The organism is Paenibacillus sp. TAF43_2 (assembly GCF_052113545.1).
In the GTDB taxonomy this organism is placed as follows: Bacteria; Bacillota; Bacilli; order Paenibacillales; family Paenibacillaceae; genus Pristimantibacillus.
In genome coordinates this window covers 1-1,960 of the sequence record NZ_JBFRDK010000353.1, presented here as the reverse complement: position 1 = coordinate 1,960, position 1,960 = coordinate 1, and the positions used below count along the sequence as shown (strand labels likewise).

Genomic DNA, 1,960 nt, shown 5'->3' with positions numbered 1-1,960 from the left:
TCATTCGTCTTACCGACAGCGAATATCCTTCCTCGCTATTTCCCTTGCTTGCTGCTTGTAGCGCATAATAACTCAGACTGACCATATCCAGCATCAGCGATGATCGTCGTATGATTGTAATGTGCGCGATCCGATAGTCGAGAGTAAATAAGTGTAAAAGTGCACCTGTTTTTAACAAACAAGATTGGAATGTTGCAAATAGGTGTACTAATATCTCTAATTGATTAGATTTGAAGAAAATTTTGAGACAGCCCCTTTGTTCACTTTTACATAGAAATGACGTATTTAAGGTGTTGTAGCATCATCGTTTGTTATGGCATCATCCGTCGTATCAGGGGTGTTATTGGCGTCGTCTTCAATCACGTTGCTATTGCCATTGTTATTAGCATCCTTATCATTATTGCAAGCGGAAGCGGTGAAAATAACAACGATACTCATCATCGTTATCAAAAGCAATTTATTAAGTTTTTTTGTAGGTTTATTCATGCTTAGTGCTCCCTTCAGCTTCGTTGTATGATTATTCTTAAACAATACTTACCCCCGCAGGAAATAATTGAATCAACAAAAAAAGACCGGAATCGGTCTCTTTTCTTTGAATTCGCCTATGAAAACGATATAGAGTCAATAAAAAGATCCTTTGCGCATCTCCGTAAAATGAAATAATCCAGATCGATGATTCGATTCTCTTACCTTGTTGATCATTTCGCACAAGCTTACCATCGTATCCGTATCTCTTGTTGATGAAGCGATCTGATACAGCGTGTTAAAGCTTCCTAAAGCATTCTCTTTATTAACTGCCCCGCTCTTCAAATTACTTAACACTCGTTCGCTCTCACTGTTAATGAACCAAACTATCCGCTTTCTGAAATTCGAATTAGTCATGAGCAACCCTCCGCTGTCAATAAAATAGCACCTGTTTAGTATAGCTTCATGAATAATAAAACGTTGTCGAAGTAAGAAGTCGAAAAAAAATATTTCACAACAAAAATCCCGCTCCTTCACGGTTAGTGAGAAGAGCAGGAATATTGTCATGCAACTATAAGCATATATTCGTTCTAAATGATGTATGGATTCGCTACCATTTGTTCAGCTTTTGCAACAGCATCTTCTAACATCATTCCTACAAAATTTTGCGCATGAAAGAATCTACCGCTTTTCTTATCATCTACAAAGGCACCAACTGCAATACCAGGAATAACCGTGTCTACTGAGCTAGGTGCATGAGGACCTCCCAGGTCCGTTCTGCACCAGCCTGGATCTGTTATATTAATCATGACGTTGGTTCCTTCCAGTCTCGAAGCCAAATCTTTCGTGAATTTATCAAGAGCAGCTTTACTTGCAGCATAACCTGCCTGCTCCGGCTCATTTTTAATACCGCTTGTCGTATTAATGACACGTCCGAATCCGCGTTCAATCATCTTAGGAATTAAGCGGTGACAGATTGTTGCTATTGAAATGAAGTTAATACGGAAGCTCATCTCAAAATCTTCAATCGGTGTTTCCCAGTAATTGGTACGGTAGGCGATTTGAACTGCAGCATTGTTGAAAACGATATCTACAGCCGTATCCTTAGCTTCGATTTCATTAAGCATAGCAACTACTTCTTCATGATTAGCCAGCTCCGCTTGGACGCAATACGCTTCTACACCAAGTGCCTTAACCTCTTGTTCCACCACTTTTGTATGTTCAATATTTCGACTATGCAAAATCAAATTACAGCCTTGTTTCGCCATAAAAATTGCCGTCTGGTAACCTACACCTCTGCTCGCACCTGTAATTAGCGCCCATTTCCCATTTACGTTAACCATGAATAACTCTCCTTCAAACTAAAATAATTATATAAATTTATAACTGACAAAAGCGAGCTCGCGGCTATCCGGCGACCAAGAGTTCACATTGATTGTGCCCAAAAGCGAGCTCGCGGCTATCCGGCGACCAAGAGTTCACATTGATTGTGCCC

Annotated in this window: 3 protein-coding genes; all 3 read right to left on the bottom strand. The window is 40.0% G+C overall.

Features of this window, described 5'->3' with window-relative positions:
• Positions 1 to 285 precede the first annotated feature (285 nt).
• Positions 286 to 486, bottom strand: a complete 201-nt coding sequence (locus AB4Z17_RS33290) for a hypothetical protein (protein ID WP_441964715.1) — start codon at positions 484 to 486, stop codon at positions 286 to 288.
• Between the two features lie 135 nt (positions 487 to 621).
• Complete coding sequence (locus AB4Z17_RS33285; protein ID WP_441909902.1) at positions 622 to 882, bottom strand: hypothetical protein; 261 nt, start codon at positions 880 to 882, stop codon at positions 622 to 624.
• A gap of 173 nt (positions 883 to 1,055) precedes the next feature.
• Positions 1,056 to 1,808, bottom strand: a complete 753-nt coding sequence (locus AB4Z17_RS33280) for an SDR family NAD(P)-dependent oxidoreductase (protein WP_441909903.1) — start codon at positions 1,806 to 1,808, stop codon at positions 1,056 to 1,058.
• Between the last annotated feature and the right edge of the window lie 152 nt (positions 1,809 to 1,960).